The organism is Stenotrophomonas sp. IS26 (genome assembly GCF_054188265.1).
Window position 1 is genome coordinate 23,108 of sequence record NZ_JBSZJV010000016.1, and the last position, 18,701, is coordinate 41,808.

The 18,701-nt window shown below is 69.6% G+C and carries 16 protein-coding genes; 5 read left to right on the forward strand and 11 right to left on the reverse strand.

The genetic code is table 11. From position 1 onward, the window contains the following. Window positions 1–91: 91 nt before the first annotated feature. Entirely contained in the window at window positions 92–493 is a 402-nt protein-coding gene (locus ACW6W5_RS13725; RefSeq protein ID WP_121043917.1) for an I78 family peptidase inhibitor, read from the reverse strand. Between the two features lie 134 nt (window positions 494–627). Here ACW6W5_RS13725 and ACW6W5_RS13730 point away from each other — a divergent pair, with 134 nt between their 5' ends. Further along, a complete protein-coding gene (locus ACW6W5_RS13730) occupies window positions 628–1,692 on the forward strand; it encodes a DNA topoisomerase IB (protein ID WP_121043920.1) in 1,065 nt (354 codons plus the stop codon). Window positions 1,693–1,701: 9 nt separating this feature from the next. Here the strand turns inward: ACW6W5_RS13730 and ACW6W5_RS13735 are convergent, their stop codons facing one another. Continuing rightward, window positions 1,702–2,043, reverse strand: a complete 342-nt coding sequence (locus ACW6W5_RS13735; protein ID WP_121043923.1) for a hypothetical protein — start codon at window positions 2,041–2,043, stop codon at window positions 1,702–1,704. 207 nt (window positions 2,044–2,250) lie between these two features. On the opposite strand from ACW6W5_RS13735, the gene ACW6W5_RS13740 reads away from it, so the two are divergent. Beyond that, on the forward strand, window positions 2,251–3,384 hold the full coding sequence (locus ACW6W5_RS13740; protein WP_152153857.1) for an SDR family oxidoreductase: 1,134 nt from the start codon (window positions 2,251–2,253) through the stop codon (window positions 3,382–3,384). On the opposite strand, the gene ACW6W5_RS13745 is transcribed toward ACW6W5_RS13740, so the two are convergent. Next, entirely contained in the window at window positions 3,341–4,486 is a 1,146-nt protein-coding gene (locus ACW6W5_RS13745; protein WP_226956692.1) for a serine hydrolase domain-containing protein, read from the reverse strand. The genes ACW6W5_RS13740 and ACW6W5_RS13745 overlap by 44 nt on opposite strands. Before the next feature lie 207 nt (window positions 4,487–4,693). Here ACW6W5_RS13745 and ACW6W5_RS13750 point away from each other — a divergent pair, with 207 nt between their 5' ends. Next, a complete protein-coding gene (locus tag ACW6W5_RS13750; RefSeq protein WP_019184134.1) occupies window positions 4,694–5,080 on the forward strand; it encodes a BlaI/MecI/CopY family transcriptional regulator in 387 nt (128 codons plus the stop codon). A 15-nt stretch (window positions 5,081–5,095) separates the two neighbouring features. Then, a complete protein-coding gene (locus ACW6W5_RS13755; protein WP_319020625.1) occupies window positions 5,096–6,940 on the forward strand; it encodes a M56 family metallopeptidase in 1,845 nt (614 codons plus the stop codon). 53 nt (window positions 6,941–6,993) lie between these two features. On the opposite strand, the gene ACW6W5_RS13760 is transcribed toward ACW6W5_RS13755, so the two are convergent. From ACW6W5_RS13760 to ACW6W5_RS13770, 3 genes are read right to left on the reverse strand one after another with little or no spacing between them, the layout of a single operon-like run. After that, window positions 6,994–7,329 (reverse strand): I78 family peptidase inhibitor, encoded by a 336-nt coding sequence (locus ACW6W5_RS13760; RefSeq protein WP_152153853.1) that lies wholly within the window; start codon window positions 7,327–7,329, stop codon window positions 6,994–6,996. 48 nt (window positions 7,330–7,377) lie between these two features. Beyond that, window positions 7,378–8,493 carry a ribonuclease H-like domain-containing protein gene (locus ACW6W5_RS13765; RefSeq protein ID WP_152153851.1) on the reverse strand — a complete coding sequence of 372 codons (1,116 nt, stop codon included), beginning with the start codon at window positions 8,491–8,493 and terminating at the stop codon, window positions 7,378–7,380. Next, window positions 8,490–10,970, reverse strand: coding sequence for a DEAD/DEAH box helicase (locus ACW6W5_RS13770; RefSeq protein ID WP_152153849.1), 2,481 nt, complete (start codon window positions 10,968–10,970; stop codon window positions 8,490–8,492). Before ACW6W5_RS13770 ends, ACW6W5_RS13765 begins: the two co-directional genes overlap by 4 nt. A gap of 228 nt (window positions 10,971–11,198) precedes the next feature. On the opposite strand from ACW6W5_RS13770, the gene ACW6W5_RS13775 reads away from it, so the two are divergent. Further along, window positions 11,199–11,636, forward strand: a complete 438-nt coding sequence (locus tag ACW6W5_RS13775) for a hypothetical protein (protein ID WP_152153877.1) — start codon at window positions 11,199–11,201, stop codon at window positions 11,634–11,636. Between the two features lie 43 nt (window positions 11,637–11,679). Here the strand turns inward: ACW6W5_RS13775 and ACW6W5_RS13780 are convergent, their stop codons facing one another. Genes ACW6W5_RS13780 through ACW6W5_RS13800 form a run of 5 tightly spaced genes read right to left on the reverse strand, consistent with a single transcriptional unit; the run spans window position 11,680 to window position 18,679 of the window. Next, window positions 11,680–13,509 carry a hypothetical protein gene (locus tag ACW6W5_RS13780; protein ID WP_152153847.1) on the reverse strand — a complete coding sequence of 610 codons (1,830 nt, stop codon included), beginning with the start codon at window positions 13,507–13,509 and terminating at the stop codon, window positions 11,680–11,682. Further along, a complete protein-coding gene (locus ACW6W5_RS13785) occupies window positions 13,506–15,677 on the reverse strand; it encodes a hypothetical protein (protein WP_152153845.1) in 2,172 nt (723 codons plus the stop codon). The genes ACW6W5_RS13780 and ACW6W5_RS13785 overlap by 4 nt, the downstream gene beginning before the upstream one ends. Beyond that, window positions 15,674–16,792 (reverse strand): BatA domain-containing protein, encoded by a 1,119-nt coding sequence (locus ACW6W5_RS13790; protein WP_152153843.1) that lies wholly within the window; start codon window positions 16,790–16,792, stop codon window positions 15,674–15,676. The genes ACW6W5_RS13785 and ACW6W5_RS13790 overlap by 4 nt, the downstream gene beginning before the upstream one ends. Beyond that, entirely contained in the window at window positions 16,789–17,685 is an 897-nt protein-coding gene (locus tag ACW6W5_RS13795) for a DUF58 domain-containing protein (RefSeq protein ID WP_152153841.1), read from the reverse strand. The genes ACW6W5_RS13790 and ACW6W5_RS13795 overlap by 4 nt, the downstream gene beginning before the upstream one ends. Window positions 17,686–17,695: 10 nt before the next feature. Beyond that, window positions 17,696–18,679, reverse strand: coding sequence for an AAA family ATPase (locus tag ACW6W5_RS13800; RefSeq protein WP_121043949.1), 984 nt, complete (start codon window positions 18,677–18,679; stop codon window positions 17,696–17,698). Window positions 18,680–18,701: the final 22 nt, after the last annotated feature.

Here is an 18,701-nt window from a genome sequence, read left to right on the forward strand (position 1 = left end):
ACCCGACTAGATCACAGTTGTTGCAACGCCGCAATACACGGTTGCAGCCGCAACCAAACCCTTGTGTTTCAGGGGTTTCCCCGCCGCCTGTTCAGCCGCAGCGGACGCCGGCGACCACGTTCTTGGCATCCACTTCAACGTTCAGACGCTCGCCGATGAACTCCATCGTGGTCATGTCATTCGGCTTGAGCACGCGCAGGGTGGTGGCGCCGGCATCCTGCTGGGCCTGGCTGCCGATCTGGTCGGTGTAGGGCTGACCGACCAGGCTCTGCACCTGGGTCGCATCGCAGCTGCCTACGGGCGGTGCTTCCATTGCCTTGCCGGCCTCGTCGGTCGGTGCGGCAGCTGCTTCGGCCGCCTTCTGTGCATGGGTGGCAACCGCTTCCTGCTCGTCCATGGGCGGAGCGCTGCACGCACCGAGGACCAACAGGGCGGGGAACAGGGCAATGAGCCCGAAAGAACGCCGCGCGCGGCGGAACGACAGGGACGACATCAGTACTCCAGAGAGCGAGCCAGTAAACGCTGGAGGATATCGCCAAGCGCGGTGTGAGGTGTTTGTGTTGCGTTATTGACGCGGTGCCGCACCGGGACCGGTAACACTGCGCTTCCCTGATCCGCGTCGCCTCCATGAGCCCGAGCCGCACCGCCACCCCCGAAGTCGCCGCCGCCCGCCAGGCCGGCCTGCGCTATGTCAGCGATGAACTGCCCGGCATTGCCCGCCGCAAGGCCGGCAAGGGCTTTGCCTACCGCGATGCCGATGGTGCGGCGGTCCGCGATGCCGCCACCCTGGCCCGGATCCGCGCGCTGGCGATCCCGCCGGCCTACACCGATGTGTGGATCTGCGCACTGCCCAACGGCCATCTGCAGGCAACCGGCCGGGACGCGCGCGGGCGCAAGCAGTACCGCTACCACGCTGACTGGGCGCGGGTGAGGGGCGATGGCAAGTTCGATCGCATCATTGCCTTTGGTACCGCCCTGCCCACGCTGCGCCGGCGCCTGCGCCGCGATCTGAAGCTGCCCGGCTTCCCGCGCGACAAGGTGCTGGCGATCGTGGTGGCGCTGCTGGCACAGACGCTGGTGCGCGTTGGCAACGAAGTCTATGCACGTGACAACCGCTCTTACGGGCTGACCACGCTACGCAACCGCCACCTCGCGCTGGTCAAGGGCGGCCGGGCGCAGATGCGCTTCCGGGGCAAGTCCGGGCAGGCGCATGAGGTGGATGTGGATGACCGCGAACTGGTCAAGCTGATCCGGGGCTGCCAGCAGCTGCCCGGGCAGGCGCTGTTCCAGTACCGCGATGACGATGGCGCGGTCCAACCGGTGGATTCGGGCATGGTCAACGACTATCTGCACGATGCGATGGGCGAGGATTTCAGCGCCAAGGACTTCCGCACCTGGGGCGGCACGCTGGAGGCGATCCGTCAGCTTGCCGTGACCGAGCTGCCCGAACCTTCCAGTGAGCGCGCGCTGGCGGCGTTGCAGAAACAGGTGGTATGCGAGGTCGCGAACCTGCTGGGCAACACACCGTCGGTGTGCCGCAAGGCCTATATCGATCCGTGCGTATTCGATGGCTGGCGGGCCGGCTCATTGAAGGCCCTTGCCGGCCTGCGTGGCGAGCGCCAGTGGGAACTGGCCACGCTGAAAGTACTCAAAGCCGCGCGGCGCAGCGTCCGGCGTGCCCGCGCGGGATGAGCGCAGCGATCAGCCGCAGTAGAGGGCGGTGATGTTGTTGGTACGACCGGTTTCGATGGTCAGCCGTTCGCCGCCCTGCTCTGCACCCGGGGTGGGATTGGCCGCGCCACTGGCAGTGGCGCCACTTGCGGCACGCTCGCTGCGCACGACGAGGACCTGCAAGCTGTCGCTGTCCACGCGGGCACGTTCGACCGTGGCTTGCGATGCCGCCAGGCCCACGGCGCCGCGGACCTTATCCACGTGGCACTGGCCGGAAATGACGCCGTCGATCGGCTGGACCTGCGCGATGGGGGTGCTGCTGCAGGCGGAAAGAGCAAGGACGGCCACAGCCGCGGACAGGTAACGAAGCATGCGACGCACTCCATGGGAATTGCGCTCAGGGTGCATCGGTGGCCGTATGCGGCGCATGAATCCTCTACACGGTATGGGCACGCTCCATTCACCGTGCCTGGCCGCATGGATGACCATAGTGGAGGTGCGCACGGCCGACCCGGGATTCCCGACACGGCGCGCATTCGAGTTTGTTCCACGCATCTGATCCGGCAACAGGAGTCGAGCATGGCCACGGCCAAAACCCGTAAGACCACCAAGACCCCCACCTCCCGCAAGCGTGCGCGTCCGGCGGAGGCGGCTGCTGCGGCGGCCGAACCGCGCATCCGTACCCCGGTCGTCAAAACCGCGACCCGCAAGGCCGCCGCCACCGATCCGCGCGCTGCGCGCGTGGCGGCCCGCCAGCGCCGTCTGCAGGACCAGGAAAAGGCCAAGGACGCGCGTGCGGCGAAGAAGGCCGCGAAGGCGACCCCCACGAAGGCCGCCAAGAAGGCCACCCAGGCCGGCATGCGTCGCCAGCCTGAGAAAATGCCGGCCGAGCAGCTGGCCAAACCCGGCTACGAACACGAGATGCAGCTGGCCCCACGCTTCCTCGCGCCGGACTACCAGGGCAGCGGCAAGCTCAAGGGCAAGCGCGCGATCATCACCGGCGCCGACTCCGGCATCGGCCGCGCGGTGGCCGTGCTGTTTGCCCGCGAAGGGGCGGATGTGGCGGTGCTCCACCTGGATGAAAAGAAGGACGCGAAGATCACCCGCGAGCACGTCGAGAAAGAAGGCGGCCGCTGTGTGGTGATCGCCGGCGACGTGCGCGATCCGGCGTTCTGCAACAAGGCGGTGAAGCAGGTCGTCAAGGCATTCGGCGGGGTCGACATCCTGGTCAACAACGCGGCCTTCCAGCTGCATTGCGATCGTCTGGAAGACCTCGAGGACGAGCACCTGCAGGAAACCCTGCAGACCAACATCGGCGGCTACATCCAGATGGCGCGCGCGGTGCTGCCCCACCTGGGCGAAGGCGCGAGCATCATCAATACCGGCTCGGAGACGGGCCTGTTCGGCAGCAAATCGTTGCTGGACTACTCGGCCACCAAGGGCGCGATCCATGCCTTCACCAAGGCGCTGGCCAGCCAGTTGCTGCCGCGCGGCATCCGGGTCAATGCGGTGGCGCCGGGCCCGGTCTGGACCCCGCTCAATCCGGCCGACAAGAAGGCGCCGGATGTCGCCGAGTTCGGCCAGGACAGCGACATGGGTCGCCCGGCGCAGCCGGAAGAACTGTCGCCGGCGTACGTCTTCCTCGCCTCGCCGATCACCGCCAGTTACATCAGCGGCGTGATCCTGCCGGTGATGGGTGGGCCGCGCGGCTGACCGCCGGCGCCTGCGTACCGGCACCATAGAACGCGGCGATCTGCGGAATGAAGGTCTGCGGGTTGGCCCCGACCAGGTTGGTCAGCACCACGATGGCCAGCCCCTGGTCGGGGTACACGATGAACGCCGAGCGTGCACCGCCCATGCCGGCCACCTGACGCTGTGGTGCGCGTTGCAGCACCGCCCAGCCGGCGCCCCATGCGCCGTCGCTGCCGTCATTGAGCCGTTCCGGGGTCCACATCCGGCGGGTGCTGGCGGCGTTGACCAAGCGGTTGCCGGTCAATGCGACCAGCCACTTGGCCACGTCGTCGGCAGTGGTCAGCATGCCGCCGCCAGCCCACAGCCCGGGAGTCATGTCGTAGAACCAGTGCGAGAGCCGTGGCGGGGCGTCCGGCGCATCGGTGCGGCGCGGGAACCAACTGTAGATGGTGGCGTTGTTGGCGATCAGATCGTAGCTGTCGCCGAACGTGGATGACGGCATCCTGGCCACATCGAACTGGCGCGTGGCCACGTACCGGTCGTACGGCATCGCGGCCTGTGCGGCGATGATTCGTGCCAGCAGCACGTAGTTGGTCTGGTTGTAGGTGAAGCGCGTGCCGGGCGCAGCGTCTACCGGGCGTTGCGTCACGGCGGTCCAGGCGGCCGCCTCGGTCCCGCCGCCGAGCAGGCCCTGTGCATCCAGAATGTCCGGCAGTCCCGAGGTATGCGCCAGCAACTGGCGCACCCGCACGCTGCGCCACGCGTCGGGCAGGTCGGCGAGATAGGCCGAGATCGGCGCATCCAGGTTCACCTTGCCTGCTTCGGCCAGCTGCATCATCGCCACCGCGGTGAATGACTTCGTGGCCGAGTTGAGCGGGAAACGCGTGGCGCGCGTGGCCGGCAGCGCGTTCTCGACATTGGCCAGCCCGTGGCTATCGGACAGCACCACCTTCCCGTCCTTGACCACGGCGATCTGCAACCCGGGAATACGCAGCGCGTCCATGGTCTGGCCGATGAACTGCCGGGTCTGCTGGTTGGCGGTCTCTACGCTGCCGGCGTGCGCGTGCACGCCCAGCGGGAACAACAGGGCGACGATCATGATCACGCGATGGGTGGAACGCATGCGGCGGGTCCTTGGCGAAGAGGGCGCGATGCCAGGGCGGAATGCCCCAGCTCGAAGGCTTGGATGCGGGCCGGGGCGAAAAGGTTTAAGGCCCACGGCATGCCCATCGCGCAGCGCCTACCGTTCGTCGGCACGGTCCGTCCGGCACTTGACGACACCTGTAGTCACTGGCACGGTAGCGACACGTGTAGTCATAGGGAGTGCGCCATGCGCGGCAAGACCATCGGGGACCAGGAACTGGCCCTGCTGCAGTACATCGCGGAACAGGACCGCCCCAGTGTCGGGGAGGTCGCCACCGGCTTCGGGGAGCCGCGCGGGCTGGCACGCTCGACCGTGCTGACCATGATGGAGCGCCTGCGCGCCAAGTCGTACCTGAGCCGGAAGCAGGTGGACGGCGTCTACCGCTATGCCACCACCAGCGGCCAGGACAGCGTGGTGCAGGGCGCCGTGGCCAGCTTCGTGGAGAAGACGCTGCAGGGCTCGGTGTCGCCGTTCGTGGCGTTCATGTCGCACAAGGTGGATGTCAGCGATCAGGAACTGGCCGAGCTGGAAGCGCTGGTCGCACAGTTGCAGTCACGCAAGCGGGAGGGCTGAGCGATGGACATGATGATGAGTGAAGTGCTGATGCGGCTGGGCTGGACCAGCGTGCAGAGCGCGGTACTGGCGGCGCTGGTGTGGGGCGTGTGCCGGCTGGTGCCGCAGCTGCCGGCGGCCACCCGCTGCCGGTTATGGTGGCTGGTGGCCGCGCAGGCCGTGCTGGGCCTGGTCTGGAGCAGCCCGCTGGAACTGGCCGTGTTGCCGGCCCCGGCGGCCGTGACGGCACCGGCGATGGCGCTGCCCGCGTTCGATGCCGCCGTGCAGGCTGCGCCGGTCACCTACGCCGCCAATGCGGTCGAGACGGCGACAATGCCAGCGTCCTGGCCCTTGCTGCTGCTGGCCGTGTGGGCTGCCGGTGTGCTGCTGATGCTGGTGCACAGCCTGCGCGGCTACCGCGCCAGCCGCGCGCTGGTGCGCAGCGCCACAGAGTGCACGGACGCCGGCCTGCAGCAGGCGCTGCAGTTGGCCGCCGAAGCGCATGGCCTGCGGCGCTCGCCGCAGCTGAAACTCTCCGCGCAGATCCGGTCGCCGCAGTTGATCGGCCCGTGGCGGCCGGTGCTGCTGCTGCCGGCGCGCGAGCTGCCGACCATGTCGGCGGACGATCTGGACATGGCGCTGACCCACGAGCTGATCCATCTGCAGCGTCGCGACCTGTGGTGGGGCCTGCTGCCGGCGCTGTCCCAGCACCTGTTCTTCTTCCACCCGCTGGTCCACGTGGCGGCCCGCGAATATGCGTTGGCGCGCGAAGAAGCCTGCGATGGTGCGGTGGTGGCCGGACATGATCACTGCCGCCATGACTACGGTCGCCTGCTGGTGCAGTTGGGTGTGGCGCCCCGTCCCGCCGTCGGCGTGGCCAGCGCTTCGCCGAACCTGCGCAGTCTCAAGCGCCGGCTGCTGACGCTGCAGCAGACCCGCAGCGTCCCGCGCGTGGCCTCGCTGGCAATCACCGCGTTGTTCGTGGTGATCGGTATTGCACCGTTGCGTCTGGTGGCTGCACCGCCGCCGCCGGCCGCACCCCAGGCTCCGGTCGCACCGACCGCGCCGACACCCCTGCCCGCACCTGTGGCCCGGCCGGCACCTGCGCCGGTCCGCGCGCCCGAGCCGATGCCGGCACCAGAACCGTTGCCTGCTCCGGAACCGCCCGCCGCGCCCGCTGCGCCGGAACCGCCGAAGGACCTGGATGACGGGATGTCCTTCGTGACCCACGGTAAACTCGACATCAGCCGGCAACCCGCGCAGGCCTTCGTGTTGATCGGCGGCGAGAGCAATTTCGTCGACGCCTCCGTCGCTGATCTGAAACAGGCCCGACGCGATGCCGGCAACGATCAACCGGCCCTGTGGGTGCGCCGAGGTCAGGATCGCTATCTGATCCGCGATCCCGCAGTACTCAAGGCGCTGGGGCAGGCCCAGACGCAGGTCGCCGCGCTGGGAACGGCACAGGCCGAGCTGGGCAACCGCCAAGCGGTGGTCGGCCAACAGATCGCGGCGGCATCGATGCAGATCACGGCCGATGCAATGGCCTCGGTGGATGTCAGCGCGGTGGTCAACAACGCTATCCGCGAGGCTGGCCTCGACGCCGCTGTCGAAGCCGACCGGGCGGCACGCCAGGGTGCCCGCCAGTCACGCGCCGCTGCCTCCGCTGCCAGCCAGACCGCACGCGAGGCACGTACCGCCTCGGCCAGGGCCGTAGACGCCCGACAGATTGCGCTGGTGGCGCGTGAGCAGGCTGAACTCGGCAAGGAACAGGCGCGCCTGGCACAGCAGCAGAGTGTGGCCTCGGCGCGTGCGGTGCGCGACGTGCGGGCCGCGATCGATCAGGCGCTGGCCAACGGAAAAGCGCAGCGCGTACGCAACTGATCGGCACACGCCAGCCACGGCGGCCTGCATGCCAGGCCGCCGGTTGCAACCGATCACCCGCAGTTGGCGCGCACGATCCTGTTCTGTTCGTCCACTTCGATGCTGAGGCGGTCTTCGCGGTAATCCATGGTCATCGCCATGCCCGGCTTGAGCACGCGGGCGTTGCGGGCACCGCTGTCCTTCACCGCCTTCTGGATGACCCCCTCGGTGGCGGCCTGCCCGGCCAGGCCGGTGAGCTTTTCCGGATCGCACTGGCCGCCACTGCCGGCTACTGCGGGTGGGGCGGTCGAGGTCGGGCTGTCAGGCGGCGTCGCGGCGGTCTTGGCCGGAGGACTGCAGGCGGCCAGCGGCAGGGCACAGCCCAGGGCGAACAGAAGGTTCAGGCGCATGTGGTGGTCCTCCCACGGTAAGTACCCGCAGTGTCCGTGGGCCGGCCTTTACACCGCGTCAATGGCCTGCAGCGCCAACGTCTCCCGGTCGCGCTGTTCCTCGGCCACCAGCCGCCGCATCAGAAGCGCCAGGGTCACCACGTCCTGGTGGTTGTGCTCGGCTACCCGGCGCAGGTTCACCGCACTGCCGCCGCGCAGGTAATTCAGCCACGCAGCCGGGGCCTCCGAGCCGGGCAGATCGTCTTCGCGCACGATCTGCAGCAGCTGGCGCTCGATCGTGGCCAGCCGGCAGTTTTCCCAGGTGCCGCGATAGCGGCGGCGCGTCGGGAACAGCAGATCGACGTGATCCAGTGGCGTGATCGGGCAGCGCTGCCGGGCCAGCCGATAGCGCGTCTTGAGCAACGGCGCGTCGTAGCAGCGCCCGTTGTAACTGGAGAACACCGTGCTCGGCTGCAGCCAGCCGGCGAACTCGCGCAGCATCGCGGTTTCCGCGGCCATCGTCGTCATCAGCAGCTGGCGGATGCGCAGGCCGTCGCCGCGGTCGGGATGCGTGTGCCAGTCCGCCGCACCGATCATGAAGGCGCGGGTACCGGTGCCGCCGGCCAGGCCGGTGGTTTCGGTATCGAAGAACAGCAGGTCCTGCGGCTGCACCTGCTCGCCTTCGCGCTTGGCGAAGGCCAGCGACAACGGCTCGGTCGGAATGGCTTGGGTAACGAACGATTCGATCAGGAACAGGCCCGGCGCGATTTCCTCACCGGGCACATGCCGATCCTTGGCGTTCTCGCGCGGGGTGGCGGTGCTGAGGCCGCGATCGCGAAGGCCGAGCAGACGGCGCAGGCCACCGATCTCCGGCTTGCGCAGCGCGGGAACAGGAACAGGAGGAACAGCGGGAACTGCCGGTGCGGTCTCGCGTGCGGCCGCGCCGGTTGGCTTGTGGCGGATCTCCTGCTCGACCCAGCCGAAGACGGAGGCCGGTGTGGGCGTACGCGCACGCGCATCGTTGGCGGCGGCCGGAAGCGGGGCGCTGCCCGTGCCGCCGGGAGCGCCCGTGTCAGCGGCAGCGGATCCGCGCCCAGGGGCGATGGCCGGACCAGAGGCAGGCGCCGCCGTCGCATCACCGGTCTGCCGGCGCAGCAGGCGCAGCTTGTCCAGGCTCAGGCTCACGGGGTCACCACCTCGGCGCTACGGTGCTCCTGCTCTTCAGCAGACGGCAGCGCGGCGCTGTCGAACAGAGCCAGCACCTTCAACGCCAGCGCCTTGGGCGTGGTGGCATCGTCCTCCTGACCGGCCAGCACCGGGCCGACGCAGGCCGGGCAGCCGGCCTTGCAGTCGCAGCCCTGCACCAGCTCGCGCGCGCGCAGCAGCAGCTCGGCCTGGCGCACCCACAGCGGCTCGCTCAGGCCCACACCGCCGGGGAAGTTGTCGTACAGATACACCGTCGGCACGAACTGCTGCTGCAACTCGATCGCGCTGGCATCGAACTCGGCGCCACGCAGTTGCCCGCGCCCACTCTGGTCGGCCACCGCGAACCACGCGCCATCGCCATTGCCGACGGCCTTCTGCAGATCGCGCGCATCGGCCATCACCGCCACCGTGGCGACGATGTGCAGCGCGTAGGCCGCGCCGAGGAAACCGTCCAGTGCTTCCTGCTTGCTGTCGAACGCGGTCAGCAGCAGCGCCTGCGGCAACTGCCACCACACCGCCGTGGTGTGCAGCTCCTGGTCGGGCAGGTTGACCGGGCCATAGCCGATGTTTTCGTGCGTGTAATAGCGGATCTTCTTGTAGCCGGCCACGCGGCGCACCACGTGCACTTCGCCGTGGTGTGAATCGCCGCGCCCGGCGATGCAGCCGTCGAAGCGGTCCAGCACCTTGAGTTTGGTGAAGTCGATGCTGTCGGTGTAGTAGTCCACGTGGGTGCGGGTGACGTAGGCCTTGCGGCCTTCCCAATCCAGCCGCTCCACCTGGTAGGGGGTGGACTGCACCATGTGGATGGCGCCTTCATACAGCGTCAGCGCGGCGGCGGAGTAATCCACCTCGGCGATGATCTGCTGCTTGCCGTCGCTGCGGTCCACCACCACGAAGTTGCCATCGGCCACCGAGCGCAGGCTGACGGCGTTGGCCGGGTAGCTGTCGGCGATCCATTCCCAGCGGTCGCCTTCGCGATGCACCACCTCGGTCTCGGCCAGAGCTTCCAGGAACACCAGCGGGTCGATCGGGCCGAACGGATCGCCGGCCAGGAACGGCAGCTCGAAGGCGGCACAGCGGATGTGATCGAACAGGATCAACGGCTGGTCCGGCGCGATGCGCGCATGCTCGGGCGAGGCTTCGGCGAAAAAGTCTGGATGCCGCACCACGTATTGGTCCAGCGGCTGCGAGCTGGCCACCATCACGCCCAGTGCGGGCTGCTGGCGGCGGCCGGCGCGGCCGAAACGCTGCCAGGTCGCGGCGACGCTGCCCGGGTAGCCGTTGAGGATGACCACGTCAAGGCTGCCGATATCCACGCCCAGCTCCAGTGCCGAGGTGCTGACGATGCCGTCGATCTGCCCGGCGCGCATCGCCCGCTCGGTCTCCCGCCGCTCCGTGGGCAGGTAACCGCCCCGGTAGGCGCGGATGCGGGCCGGCTTGCGCGGGTCGTGGTCGAAGATGTCCTTGAGGTACTTGGTCAGTACTTCGACCATCAACCGGCTCTGCGCGAAGATCAGGGTCTTCAGCCCGGATTTGATCGCGATGCGGGCGATGCGGTTGCTCTGCGAGCGGGCCGAGGCCCGCAGGCCGAGATCGGCATTGACCACCGGCGGGTTCCACAGCAGCACGTGCTTGGGCCCGGTCGGCGCGCCGGATTCAGTGATCGCGGTGACCGGCGCTTCGATCAGCGCCTCGGCATGCGCCTGCGGGTTGCCGATGGTGGCCGAGCACAGGATGAACTGCGGCTCCACCCCGTAGAACGCGCAGATCCGCTTGAGCCGGCGCAGCACGTTGGTGACGTGGCTGCCGAACACGCCGCGGTAGGTGTGCACCTCATCGATCACCACGTAGCGCAGGTTCTCGAAGAACTGCGCCCACTTGGTGTGATGCGGCAGGATCGCCTGATGCAGCATGTCCGGGTTGGAGACCACGATGTCGCCGTGCAGGCGGATCGCCTGGCGCGCATCACCCGGCGTATCGCCATCGAAGGTGAAGGCTTTGACCCCCAGGTCGCCGGCGCGGTTGAGCTCGAGCAGCTCGGCCACCTGGTCCTGGGCCAGCGCCTTGGTCGGGAACAGGTACAACGCCTTGGCCTTGCCCTGCATGGCGGCGCTGACCACCGGCAGGGTGTAGCACAGCGATTTCCCGCTGGCGGTCGGGGTCACGATGGCCACGTGCTCGCCCCGCTGGCTGGCCTCCCAGGCCTCCGCCTGGTGGCTGTACAGCTGCTCGATGCCGCGTGCCTTCAGTGCGCTGACCAAGGCATCGGGGACATCGGTCGGGATCGGCGCGTACCGGCCCTCGCGCGCGGGAATCGTGAAGCTGCCGGTGATGCGGTCGTGGTAGCGGCGCTGCAGGCGCGCGGTCAGCAGCGCACCATCGCGCGAGGGCAGGCCTTCGGTGGTGGCGAGGCGGCGCTCGGCGTCCTCGGTGCGCTTGGCGAGTTCGTAAGCCATGGTCACAACGGTCTGCAAAGGACGCTATGGAAACATGACCGCGTCTCAATGTCTGAGACATTGCGCTGCGCCGGGGTGAATGGTTCAGTGCCTGCCGGCGTCGCTTGGACAGCTGCCAGCAACGAAATCTGACACCGGCATCCGTATCCTTGGTGGCAGCCCGCTACCAACACGGACGGAGTCGCTGTGGCATTACGTGAATATCAAGGCTTGGCAGTGCTTGCGGGTTTGCTGCTGGCCGCTGCCGGGCAGGCCCAGCAGGCCGCCGTACTTGAACCCGTGGAACCGCCGCCCGCGACAGCGCAGGGGGATGTCACCACGCTGGGCGAGGTGCGCGCCCTCAAGCCCGACGACGAACCGCTGGATCTGTACCGCTTCAAGAATCCGGTGCAGGTGCAGCCGAACCGCTTCAGCCGCACCTGGAGCGAGCCCCCGTCGCCCGAGCAGGTCAGCATGAGCGGTGGCTATCTGATGATGGGCATCAACAAGGGGCTGGCCGCCGCCGCCCAGGGCGTGAACAAACTTACTGGCGGACCCGATCAGATCCAGTCCGCGACCGCGCGCCCACCGCCGGAGCTGACCGAGGAAGAGCAGCGTCGCGCGCAGGAGGTGTGTGTGCAGCAGGGTGGGTGCCCGGCGCTGCCGGAGCCCGGCGGAACACCCTGACGGTTACCCCACTCGCACTGTGGGACTCAACGCTGTGCGCGCGTCAGCCTGCTGTCACCCCCCGTCGTCGCTCCAGCCACCACAGCAACCCTGCCGCCAGCACGAAGGCGAGCAGCCACGGCCACCGTGCGCCCGGCGTCTCGACCACGACAGCCGATGAAGCGGCGGCGCCGGTGGCCAAGCGCTGGGCAGTCGCGTCGCGCAGCTGCTGACGATACAGCGGTCGCGCGCTGGCCGGATCGAACACGTAGAACGCGTGGCGGCGTTCGCCCTGCTGCAGCTGATGCCAGCCCGGCTGGTTCGGCCAGTAGCCGGCGCAGCGCTCGGGACCGCTCGCCGGATCAAGCTGCAGGGGGATGAGCGCGCCATCCGGTGCACGCACCTGTGCAGTCACCTGCAGCTGGCACAGCGCCATGCGCTCGCCGGCCCACGGCGTGTGGGTGCCGATGCGTGGCACATCCGCGGCAGGAAGCGGGCGCGCCACGCTGGCCAGCACGCTGCTCCACACCTCAGCGTGGCGATCGTCGCGGCCGGCCAGCACCAGTCGATAGCTGTCGGTGATGGGCAGGAGCGCAACGCGGCCGCGTCCGAGAACGCGGTAGCCGCCGACGGCAGCGCCCTTGTCATCGTGCAGCAGGGCGGCTGCATCGGTGGCCTTGAGAGTCAGCTGCTCCAACACTGGCAGCGCAGCCTGATGCGAGGCGGTGTCGGCTTCATCGACGTAGGCGGTGGTGTCCGACGCGGGCCGCTGGGGGCCACGGCGTGCCTGCAGCAGGGCGGCATCGGCGTCGGCCGGCAGGGTCAGGGAGGCGGCCTGGTTGTTGCCGCTGACGGGCAGGCCCCAGCCGCGCAGCGCCTGGCGCGCGCTGTCGCTGAGGGGGCCACTGGTGCGGACGAGCACGCCCAACCCGGCGCGGATCGCCTGCTGCAGTGCGCTGCGTTGCGCGGCCGACAGCCCGGCCAGGCTGCGCTCATCCAGCAGCACCACATCGGTCTCGGCCAAGGTGGCAGCGGTAAGTGCGATCGGCGCATCGCCAAGTGATACGCCACCGCCCGCGTTGGCCTGCGCCTGCACCCGCAGCCCGGCATCGGTGGCCCAGCGGCGCAGGTACTTGAACTCCGGGCCGGGTGCACCGGCCAGCAGCAACAGGCGAGGCGTTGCGGCGGCGGCGGTGTCCACGGGAACGGCAAGCGTATCGATCACATGCTGTTCGGCGTCGAGCAGGCGCAGGCCGAACACGCTCTGTCCGGCAACGCGGGCCACCCCGCTGAGTTGCACCTTCCCTTCGGCATCCGGCGTGGCCCTGTCGATGACCACACCGGCGGGATCCACCAGTTCGGCGCGCGCGCTTGGCACGCCCTGCGTACGCGCGCTCACGGTGAACACCGCACCGGGCGCAGTGACCGCCGGCGGCTGCAGCGCGATCCAGCCCTGCGGCGCGTTGGGCGATTCGATACGCACGCCACGGGGCAGCGCGACATCGCGATCGCGGGCCGACAGGCCATCGCCGATCAGCCGAAGGGAAGTGGCACCCGGATGCTGGCGCAACACGGTGGCCAGGTCGGGTGCTGCGAGGGCGTCTGCCACCTTCGTCGCTTCCGGCAGCGCGACCACGGTCTCCCCCGGCGCCGCCGACCAGCGCACCTGATCGGCCGCGCCAGTCAGCACGGTCAGCTGGCCACCGGCCACGCGCTGCATCGGTGGCACCAGGGTCAGGTAGAGCAGTACGGTCACCACGGCCTGCAACAACAGCAGGGTGGCGAACACGCCGCTTGCCCGGGCCGGTCCACGCCACTGCTGCCAGCACAGACGCGCACTGGCCAGCGCCAGTACGGCGAGCAGCGCGATCAGGATCCAGCGCGGTTCGCTCACGGTGAGGCCTCCAGGGCATCCAGGTAGCGCTGACCCATGGCATCCGGTGCGATGCGACGAGGGACCTGCGGCAGCGGCCGCAGCAGCGCACGCCACAGCTGCGCACGCAGGGCCTGATGGCAGTCGGCGCAGTCCGGGGTGATGCGCAGTGTTTCGATGGCGGCGGCCAGGCCCAGCGGGTCTGGCAGGCGTGCTTCATTGCGCCGCAGCCACTGGGTCAGTGCATCCAGATCCGGCGCGCTGGCGGGATCGGCAAGCTGCTGCCAGACCTGCACGATGGCCTGGTCGGGTGCTTCCAGCGCACGCAACGGCAACGTGCGGCTGGCCAGGTCGGCGCGCTCGCCGGTCATGCGCCGGCCCTCGTCGATCGGCGGGAGCTCCGGGCCGACCCGCGCCAGGTAGATGCGTTCGGCCTGCTGCACTTCCTTGATGAAGCCCAGCGCCTTGTAGGCGTACGGCAGGGCGCGCTCTGGCTGGCCCTGGCGAAGTTCACCCTCGGAAGACCACATCTGGTCCAGCGCGGCCTTCAACGTGGCACGCGTCTTCGGATCGAGCAGGGTGGCCGCCTCGGCGTGGTCATGGGTATGGCCGTACTCGGAGAGGACATCGGTGGCGCTGCCGAACACGGCAGCGGTGCCATCGGTCGGCGCGCCGTGGTCGTGATCGTCGTGCCCGCCCTGCGCCTGGGGCTTGGCAGGGTCGGCATCGTGGCCGTGATCGTCGTCGTGCGTGGCTGCCGGCGTGTCGCTGGTGGGCAGGGCATCGCTGGTCGGCGGCGGCTTGGCCCCGCCTTCGCTTTCCTCGCCAAGGAACTGGCCATAGCGCAGGCGCAGGATGCGCTGGTCCACGCCGATCGCATCGGCGCGTTTGACGAACTCCTCGGCGGGGAGCTTGCCGCGCAGTTTGATCAGCGCCTCGGCGTCGATGATGATCTGACGCTGGCTGCGGAAGTAGGCCGGCAGAGTCTTCTTGACCATGCCTTCCATGTCGGTGCCCTGGATCTCCGCGGCGCTGGGCAGGCGCAGGATCACGCTGCTGCTCTGGGCGCTCTGCGCAGTGGGTGTGTGGGTGTCGCGCACCGTCAGCTGCGCGATCACATCGTTGCCTTCGGTGGCGCCCAGCGCGGCCAGGTCCAGCGTGCGCGCGAAACGCCGCTGCGTCGCCGGTCCGGTGCCGGTCAGGCTGAACGTCTGCTCCCGGAAGGTGATGTTCTCGCCGCTGCCCTGGGCCAACGTGACCTTCAACTGTGCCGTGGCGATCACGCCGTAGTCGTCGGTGGCCTCGAACTGCAGCGGCCACTGACGCTGCCCGGGCGCACCCAGCACAAGACTGCGGTCGGGAGCGATCACACGCACCACCGGGGGGCGATCGGGCACCACATCAAGTCGATACAGGCGGGTGTCGCGCAGGGCAGGCTCGGTGACCACGCGGTACAACGCCGGACGTGTCACGCTCCACTGCGCGGCCCAGTGGTCGCCGTCGCGTTGCAGCGCGATGCGCTGGCCATCGTGGAACTGCAGCGCAGCGGTCTGCGGTTGCGCCGAGAAGCGCAGCGACCACTGCAGGCGGCTGTCCTGCGCGACCTTGCCATCCAGCGCGCTCTGCACGCGCGCGGGCTGCCCGGTGTAGGAAGGGGCGGTGATCTCCAGCCGGGTGGAACGCAGCTGCGGCGGTTGCGCCGGTGTGGCCGGCGGTGCCGCGGCGCTTGGGAACAGTGGCGCCGCGTTCTGGTCGCGCGGCCAGCCGAAGGCCAGGGCCATGGCCAGCAAGGACATCACCGCCGACGCCAGTACCCAGCGCCACGGCCAGCGGGGCCGCAGCTCGGGCAGGCGCGACTGCAGTGCCGCCTCGACATGCGAGCGCTGGCGCTGCTGCAACGGGTTCAAGGTGTCGGGGGTCGCGAACAGCAGGTCGGCACTGTCCTGCGCCACCGCGTGTTCATCCAGGCGGCGAACCAGCCAGTGGCGATCGAGGCGGCGCGCGCGCCAGGTGGCCAGCCCGACGCCGACCAGCAACGTCAGCAGCAGGATCACGGTGAACGCATTGAACCCCGCGATCCGCCATGCAACAGCACTGAGTGCCAGCGCGATCGGTACCGCGACGACGGCGGTGATCCACCACTGGCGCCGGCGAGCGCGCTGCCAGCCGCGCTGGATGATGGCGTTCATGCCCCTGCTCCACGGCGCGGCGAGGTGGCCACCACCCGTTCCAGCGCGAACAGCAACACGATCAGCGCCAGCAGCCAGGGGGTCAGCTCACGCGGCAGCGGACGCGGCGTGGCGCCACCGCGCACTGGCTGCTGTGTCGCCGCGGCTGCGAGCGTGGGCGTGGCGGGTGCGGCGACGACCGCCAGCAACTGGCGCGGGAAGCCGGGATCGCGCAGCACCGGCAGCGCCGTCGGCGTCAGCGGCGCAGTGAAACGCAGCAGGCGACCACTGCCCTCGAGCCGCTGTTCCAGTACCAACGTGCCGTCCGCATCGCGCAGGGCGGGAGTCCAACCCTCCCCAGTAGAACCCGACGCGACCAGCGCGCTGCCGCCCTGGCGCACCCACGCTTGCCAGGCGGCAGGCAGCGGCGCAGCGGCGAGCCACACGCCGATCTGCCCGGCGTCCGGGGCGGTACCGGCACCGCGTGCGGGAGACAACCCCTGGTTGGACCATGCGCGCTGGAACGCGGCCAACACGCGTTGCTCGCCTTCCGCGATCTCGCCACCGACCTGCAGCACAGGCAGTGCCGCCGTGCGCGCGCGGGTCGGTGCCATGAGGATCGGCCGCCAGTTCACGGCACGCGACAGGCGCGGGCGCTCGCCATCCAGCCCGGGCATCGGGTCAGGCACGTATACCGTCAGCGATGCGCCGGCGGGCAGGCGCTGATCCAGCTCGCGCAGCAGGCTGGCCAGCGGTTGATGGGGCGCCGGCGCGCCGTCGGCCAGCGCAGGGAAGCCAGGCGCGAGCCATCGCCAGTCCCCTTCGGCATCCTGGCCACGCAGCGCCGCCCCGTCCAGACCGGGGGCGACCACCGTGACCGCGTGGGTATCGGCCGCGCCCCCGTGCAGCACCGGCCGCGCCAGCAGCAGGGCCAGCGCGGCAAGCAACAGCAACCGCACCAACAGCAGCGGCCACTCATCGAAACGGACGTTCTGGCGCGGCCGGATCCGGGCCCGCAGCCAGCGCAACGCGGCGAAATCCAGCGGCGCATATTGGTGGCGCCGCGCCAGGTGGATCAACAGCGGCACCAGCCAGGCGGCCAGTGCGAGCAGGCCGAGCGGGAACAGCAGGCTCACGCGCCACCTCCGGCGCCGAGCAGCACACGCAGGGGCTGATCCAGCGGCTGGTCGAGATAGCCGGTGGCGTGCACGATGCCGCTGCTCTGAAGACGCGCCTGCAACGCACGCTGCGCAGCGTCGAAGCGGGCCAGGTAGTCCTCTCGGATCGCACGGCCGTCCCCCAGCAGTTCTTCGCCGGTCTCCGGATCGCGGAAGCGGTGGCCCTGGGTGAACGGGAAATCGCGCTCTTCGGCGGTCAGCAGCTGCAGGTGCAGCACTTCGCGACGGGCGGCCGCCAGCCGTTCCATCAGCACGATGCCGGCCTCGTCGAAACCATCGCCCAGTGCGACCAGCAGATCGCCGGCCTGCACGCGCTCCCAGATCGGCGCCAGCGAGGTCACCGGCGGCCAGCTGCCACTGGCCTGCAGCTGGCGCAGCAGCAGGTGCACGCGGTCACGTTGGCGCGGGCCGTGCCCGGCGGGCACCAGCTGCACGCCGCCGCCGCTGACCACGATCGCGCCGAAGCGGTCGCCCTGCTGCAGGGCCAGTTCCACCAGGCAGGCGGCGGTCGCGCAGGCGTGGTCCAGCCGCGACGCGTCCGGTCGCGCGCGATCACGCTGCCCCGCCGAGGCGGTCGCATCGATCAGCACCCAAGCCGTGATCGGGCTCTCGCGCTCGGATTCGCGTACGAAGAACCGGTCCGAGCGCGCGTAGAGCTTCCAGTCGATCTGGCGCAGCTCATCACCGGGTTCGTAGGCACGGTACTGCGCGAACTCCAGCCCGGCACCGCGGCTGCGGCTGGCGTGCTGCCCGATTCCGTGCGCACCGCGCGCACGGCGTGGCAGCAGCCGCAGCGCCTTGAGGCGGCTGCGGACATCGGCGGGGATCGCGATCGGTGCGTTGCGGCTCACGGCGTGTGGATCACCCCGGGAACGGCACGGCCTGCAGCAGCGCGGCGACCACATCGTCAGCGCTCTTCTGCTCGGCTTCGGCGGCAAACGACAGCAACAGCCGGTGACGCATCACCGGCGCGGCCAGCGCCTGCACGTCCTCGCGGGTCGCGGCAAAGCGGCCCTGCAGCAACGCACGCGCCTTGGCCGCCAGCACCAGCGACTGCCCGGCACGCGGGCCGGCGCCCCACTTGATCCACTGGTTCACCGCCGCCGGCGCATCGCGGCCAGGACGGCTGGCACGCACCAGGCGCGTGATCCAGGTGAGGACGTCTTCGCTGATGTGGACCTGGCGCACCGCGGCCTGCAGCGCCAGTACCTCCTCGGCGTCCATCACCTTGGGCACGCTGCCATTGGCGCTGCCGGTGGTCTGCAGCAGGATGTCGCGCTCTTCCTGCTCGGTGGGGTAGTCCACCCGTACGTGCAGCAGGAAGCGGTCGAGCTGGGCTTCGGGCAGCGGGTAGGTGCCCGCCTGTTCGATCGGGTTCTGCGTGGCCAGCACGAAGAACGGTGCGGGCAGCGTATAGGTGGTGCCGGCGTAGCTGACGGTGCGCTCCTGCATCGCCTCCAGCAGCGCGGCCTGGGTCTTGGGCGGGGTACGGTTGAGCTCGTCGGCCAGCAGCAGGTTCGTGAAGATCGGGCCCTTCTGGAAGCGGAAGTGCCGGTGCCCGGTGCCGTGGTCTTCTTCCAGCAGCTCGGTGCCGAGGATGTCGCTGGGCATCAGATCGGGCGTGAACTGCACGCGCCGGAACTGCAGCTCAAGCGCCTGCCCGAGCGAGCGCACCAGCAGGGTCTTGCCCAGCCCGGGCGCGCCTTCGAGCAGGCAGTGGCCGCCGGCCAGCAGGCCGATCAGCAGCTGCTCCACCACCGCGTGCTGGCCGACCACGGCCTGGGCCAGCGCGCCGCGCAGCTGCTGCAGTTTGGGAAGAAGGGCATCAAGGCGGTCGGTCGTCATAAGGCACTCGCAGGATCGGCGT

What these genes read in the sequence shown, in the direction of transcription:
- ACW6W5_RS13725 (WP_121043917.1), bottom strand. Translation starts at nt 493, where the DNA reads ATGTCGTCCCTGTCGTTCCGCCGCGCGCGGCGTTCTTTCGGGCTCATT.
- ACW6W5_RS13730 (WP_121043920.1), top strand. Translation starts at nt 628, where the DNA reads ATGAGCCCGAGCCGCACCGCCACCCCCGAAGTCGCCGCCGCCCGCCAG.
- ACW6W5_RS13735 (WP_121043923.1), bottom strand. Translation starts at nt 2,043, where the DNA reads ATGCTTCGTTACCTGTCCGCGGCTGTGGCCGTCCTTGCTCTTTCCGCC.
- ACW6W5_RS13740 (WP_152153857.1), top strand. Translation starts at nt 2,251, where the DNA reads ATGGCCACGGCCAAAACCCGTAAGACCACCAAGACCCCCACCTCCCGC.
- ACW6W5_RS13745 (WP_226956692.1), bottom strand. Translation starts at nt 4,486, where the DNA reads ATGCGTTCCACCCATCGCGTGATCATGATCGTCGCCCTGTTGTTCCCG.
- ACW6W5_RS13750 (WP_019184134.1), top strand. Translation starts at nt 4,694, where the DNA reads ATGCGCGGCAAGACCATCGGGGACCAGGAACTGGCCCTGCTGCAGTAC.
- ACW6W5_RS13755 (WP_319020625.1), top strand. Translation starts at nt 5,096, where the DNA reads ATGAGTGAAGTGCTGATGCGGCTGGGCTGGACCAGCGTGCAGAGCGCG.
- ACW6W5_RS13760 (WP_152153853.1), bottom strand. Translation starts at nt 7,329, where the DNA reads ATGCGCCTGAACCTTCTGTTCGCCCTGGGCTGTGCCCTGCCGCTGGCC.
- ACW6W5_RS13770 (WP_152153849.1), bottom strand. Translation starts at nt 10,970, where the DNA reads ATGGCTTACGAACTCGCCAAGCGCACCGAGGACGCCGAGCGCCGCCTC.
- ACW6W5_RS13785 (WP_152153845.1), bottom strand. Translation starts at nt 15,677, where the DNA reads ATGAACGCCATCATCCAGCGCGGCTGGCAGCGCGCTCGCCGGCGCCAG.
- ACW6W5_RS13800 (WP_121043949.1), bottom strand. Translation starts at nt 18,679, where the DNA reads ATGACGACCGACCGCCTTGATGCCCTTCTTCCCAAACTGCAGCAGCTG.